The sequence below is a fragment of the Shigella sp. FC1661 genome (assembly GCF_001712525.1).
In the GTDB taxonomy this organism is placed as follows: domain Bacteria; phylum Pseudomonadota; class Gammaproteobacteria; order Enterobacterales; family Enterobacteriaceae; genus Escherichia; species Escherichia coli.
Genome location: NZ_MDGW01000203.1, coordinates 1 through 3,617 on the forward strand (window position 1 = coordinate 1; position 3,617 = coordinate 3,617).

A 3,617-nucleotide genomic window follows, 5' to 3' on the forward strand; every position below is an offset into this window, starting at 1 on the left:
AGTTCATTTTCCATCGTTTTCTTGCCGAGCAGGCGCTGGAGTTCTTTAATCTGCTTCATGGCGGCAGCAAGTTCAGAGGCAGGAACAACCTGTTCTCCGGCGGCCACAGCAGTAAGACTTCCTTCCTGGTATTGCTTACGCCAGAGAAATAACTGGCTGGCTGCTACACCATGTTGCCGGGCAACGAGGGAGACCGTCATCCCCGGTTCAAAGCTCTGCTGAACAATTGCGATCTTTTCCTGTGTGGTACGCCGTCTGCGTTTCTCCGGCCCTAAGACATCAATCATCTGTACTCCAATGACTAGTCTAAAAACTAGTATTAAGACTATCACTTATTTAAGTGATACTGGTTGTCTGGAGATTCAGGGGGCCAGTCTAGCAGCGGTAAGAGAAGTTCATCATACTTGGCGCAGTTACGCGATGTTTCTGCTAGAGGTGATGCCGTAAAGAACGGCAGAACATTACCGGAACAAGATAGCGGTCTACCTGCACTGGTATCAGACCCGGGGCTTCCCCGGATGATCTCCACGGTACTTTAGGTACTGTGTCTATATTATGTAGGTAGGATCAATTAACTTTGTAGTTGAAATTCTTTCATTGAAATAATGAATAAAAAAGACAAACCGCATTAAACAATGCCAGAATATAATTGCATTTTTGTTCCGTTTTTTTAAATCATAGTATACAAAGAAGCTTGCATACTATATGAAAATATAACACCCTTTACTATGATGTTTATAAAACAATATATGGAGTCATGTAGGTATGAATTTAGATGGTGTTAGACCATACTGTAGAATAGTCAATAAAAAGAATGAAAGCATATCAGATATTGCATTTGCACATATAATAAAAAGGGTAAAAAATTCATCATGTACTCACCCAAAAGCAGCATTGGTTTTTTTAGGAGAGAAAGGTTTTTGTGATAGCAATGATGTTCTATCTATTATGGGACAACAAATACCAAGAGTATTTAAGAACAAGATGTTATATGATTATGTTTTTAAAAATGAAAAAAGTAAAAATGATTTTCTAAAAATGGCTGAATCATGGCTACCACAGAGTGAACCAATAGTAATAAATAATGATGATGACGCATTGAATGCTGCTGCTTATTTTTCTGTAAAAAAAGCGAAAATAAAAACAGTAAACGATACTGATTTTAAAGAGTATAATAAGGTTTATATTCTTGGGCACGGTAGTCCTGGTTCTCATCAATTAGGCCTTGGTTCGGAACTTATTGATGTACAAACAATCATTTCAAGAATGAAAGACTGTGGTATTCTAAATGTGAAAGATATCCGTTTTACTTCATGCGGCTCCGCTGATAAAGTGGCTCCTAAAAATTTTAACAATGCCCCTGCTGAAAGTCTTTCTTGTATCCTTAACTCTCTGCCTTTTTTTAAGGAAAAAGAATCTTTGCTAGAGCAGATAAAAAAACACCTTGAAAACGATGAGTCATTGAGTGATGGTCTAAAAATATCCGGCTATCATGGATATGGAGTTCACTATGGTCAAGAGCTTTTTCCCTACTCACATTATCGTTCAACTTCAATTCCTGCTGATCCGGAGCATACAGTAAAAAGAAGCTCTCAGAAAAAGACTTTTATTATTAATAAAGAACTGGATTAGTATAAAATTTTTAACCTATAGTTAATTGTTTGCATTTAAGATGAAGTTATTTTTTCTTTAGTAGAAAAGTGCTTCCCTATGAGGGAAAATCACAAATCATCATAATACAGAGACAAAACGATACGAACAAATAGATAAAAAACATCATTCTTTTACCACATTATTTTTCGTGAATATGAAAAATAATGTTATTACTTTAATATAAGACTATTTTTTGTTTTTCCATCACTCTGTTCAAATTTTTCCGCATGACTTGTGTTTTTTGTAACACAGCTCGTTTTTTACAGCTGACCAAAATCATCAATTAATTATGCTAAGGAAATAAATTATGAAAACCAAAAACTTTCTTCTTTTTTGTATTGCTACAAATATGATTTTGATCCCCTCAGCAAATGCTCTGAAGGCAGAAGGTTTTCTCACTCAACAAACTTCACCAGACAGTTTGTCAATACTTCCGCCGCCTCCGGCAGAGGATTCAGTAGTATTTCAGGCTGACAAAGCTCATTATGAATTCGGCCGCTCGCTCCGGGATGCTAATCGTGTACGTCTCGCTAGCGAAGATGCATACTACGAGAATTTTGGTCTTGCATTTTCAGATGCTTATGGCATGGATATTTCAAGGGAAAATACCCCAATCTTATATCAGTTGTTAACACAAGTACTACAGGATAGCCATGATTACGCCGTGCGTAACGCCAAAGAATATTATAAAAGAGTTCGTCCATTCGTTATTTATAAAGACGCAACCTGTACACCTGATAAAGATGAGAAAATGGCTATCACTGGCTCTTATCCCTCTGGTCATGCATCCTTTGGTTGGGCAGTAGCACTGATACTTGCGGAGATTAATCCTCAACGTAAAGCGGAAATACTTCGACGTGGATATGAGTTTGGAGAAAGTCGGGTCATCTGCGGTGCGCATTGGCAAAGCGATGTAGAGGCTGGGCGTTTAATGGGAGCATCGGTTGTTGCAGTACTTCATAATACACCTGAATTTACCAAAAGCCTTAGCGAAGCCAAAAAAGAGTTTGAAGAATTAAATACTCCTACCAATGAACTGACCCCATAAAGCTGGACAGCCTGTATCAGGCTATGGAGGGCCCATAGACAAATCTACCCTATATGAGCATAGGAGGAGTCTATGGGCACACCACGTTTTACCCCTGAATTTAAGGGATTACTGGAAAGGCTGGGACATATCCCTCCGGCAGAAGCAGAAAAAGCTTATTATGCTGCCATCGGAAACGATGATCTGGCAACCTGAGTTCACAGATAAAACATTCTCTAGGAAACTCGGGGCGGTTCCGTTCACCACATGCAATGTGGTGTTGCAGGGGAACGGTCTGCACCATCCCCTATGTCGATCAATATAACAGAAATGACAACTTCAGATTCAGGGCACAACCTAAATATATTTTAGGTCACCTCTCAAATCGTTTGCCTGATACCGCTCCATTTTTTAATAAAAAAATCAATCATTTTTGAATCTTTGCTTTTCATTGCATTGTCAAGCATAGTGTCCCCACTATTTGCTTTTTGAAATTTTTTGTTTACATCAACCAATCCATTATTGATAAAATATTCTAGCACTTGGTAATGACTCCAACTTACTGATAGTGTTTTATGTTCAGATAATGCCCGATGACCTTGTCATGCAGCTCCACCGATTTTGAGAACGACAGTGACTTCCGTCCCAGCCTTGCCAGATGTTGTCTCAGATTCAGATTATGTCGCTCAATGCGCTGAGTGTAACGCTTGCTGATAACGTGCAGCTTTCCCTTCAGGCGTGATTCATACAGCGGCCAGCCATCCGTCATCCGTATCCTGTCATACGCGTAAAACAGCCAGCCTGACGTGATTTAGCACCGACGTAGCCCCACTGTTCGTCCATTTCAGCGCAGACAATCACATCACTGCCCGGTTGTATGCGCGAGGTTACCGACTGCGGCCTGAGTTTTTTAAGTGACGTAAAACCGTGTTGAGGC

At 39.6% G+C, this 3,617-nt stretch carries 4 protein-coding genes and 3 pseudogenes; 4 read left to right on the forward strand and 3 right to left on the reverse strand.

Features of this window, described 5'->3' with window-relative positions; translation table 11 throughout:
- Positions 1–287 (reverse strand): transposase (locus BFF42_RS12660; protein WP_000567737.1); only part of this gene is annotated, 287 nt, incomplete at its 3' end.
- A 100-nt stretch (positions 288–387) separates the two neighbouring features.
- Here BFF42_RS12660 and BFF42_RS12665 point away from each other — a divergent pair.
- The 4 genes and pseudogenes from BFF42_RS12665 to BFF42_RS28100 form a co-directional block, all read left to right on the forward strand.
- A pseudogene (locus BFF42_RS12665) lies at positions 388–516 on the forward strand (DUF3440 domain-containing protein); the annotation flags it as partial.
- A 249-nt stretch (positions 517–765) separates the two neighbouring features.
- The gene (ospB, locus tag BFF42_RS12670) at positions 766–1,632 is read left to right on the forward strand and encodes a type 3 secretion system effector OspB (RefSeq protein ID WP_001046939.1); all 867 of its coding nucleotides are present in this window, start codon (positions 766–768) and stop codon (positions 1,630–1,632) included.
- A 328-nt stretch (positions 1,633–1,960) separates the two neighbouring features.
- The gene (phoN2, locus tag BFF42_RS12675) at positions 1,961–2,701 is read left to right on the forward strand and encodes a PAP2 family phosphatase PhoN2 (protein ID WP_000850663.1); all 741 of its coding nucleotides are present in this window, start codon (positions 1,961–1,963) and stop codon (positions 2,699–2,701) included.
- Between the two features lie 72 nt (positions 2,702–2,773).
- Positions 2,774–2,896, forward strand: a complete 123-nt coding sequence (locus BFF42_RS28100) for a hypothetical protein (RefSeq protein ID WP_000537156.1) — start codon at positions 2,774–2,776, stop codon at positions 2,894–2,896.
- Positions 2,897–3,053: 157 nt separating this feature from the next.
- On the opposite strand, the pseudogene BFF42_RS12680 reads toward BFF42_RS28100, so the two are convergent.
- Both BFF42_RS12680 and BFF42_RS12685 read right to left on the reverse strand, forming a co-directional pair.
- Positions 3,054–3,228: pseudogene (locus tag BFF42_RS12680) on the reverse strand (T3SS effector OspC family protein); the annotation flags it as partial.
- Positions 3,229–3,239: 11 nt separating this feature from the next.
- Positions 3,240–3,617: pseudogene (locus BFF42_RS12685) on the reverse strand (IS1 family transposase); the annotation flags it as partial.

What these genes read in the sequence shown, in the direction of transcription:
- BFF42_RS28100 (WP_000537156.1), top strand. Translation starts at nt 2,774, where the DNA reads ATGGGCACACCACGTTTTACCCCTGAATTTAAGGGATTACTGGAAAGG.
- phoN2 (WP_000850663.1), top strand. Translation starts at nt 1,961, where the DNA reads ATGAAAACCAAAAACTTTCTTCTTTTTTGTATTGCTACAAATATGATT.
- ospB (WP_001046939.1), top strand. Translation starts at nt 766, where the DNA reads ATGAATTTAGATGGTGTTAGACCATACTGTAGAATAGTCAATAAAAAG.